This window comes from Vibrio sp. 03_296, assembly GCF_002265885.1.
On the sequence record NZ_NPKW01000207.1, the window covers coordinates 1 to 429 of the forward strand.

Annotated in this window: 1 pseudogene; it reads right to left on the reverse strand. The window is 42.0% G+C overall.

The features are described 5' to 3' along the window. Positions 1-180, reverse strand: a pseudogene (locus CIK04_RS32820) (hypothetical protein); the annotation flags it as partial. Positions 181-429: the final 249 nt, after the last annotated feature.

The window sequence follows — 429 nt, forward strand, 5'->3', positions numbered from 1 at the left end:
TCTCGGTAAACGACGAAACAGCAACACGCCAAGTTCTTGTTCCACTTGACGCACACCATAGCTGATGGCCGAAGGCACTTTGTGCAGCAACCTCAGCAGGCGGCAGTAAAACTGCCTAAACGAGTCGACGGTATCCAACATTTCTAGACGACGGTTTTGAAAACACAGCCTACCTTTCAAAAATTTTGATTGATAACCACGAATTTTAGCGTTTTATTTTATCAAATGCGAAAAATAGAATAGCAGGGCATATAAATCAGGGTTGGCGCCAACTGATCACAAAACATTTGTAGTGAAAAAAATTGAATGGAATAACTATGAACATTTCAAAATTACAGCTTGTGTATCATTGCAGCCCTCTCGATGCTCGGCTTTGTCGCAACAGACATGTATCTCCCTGACCTTAAGACGATGGAATCGACTTATGAC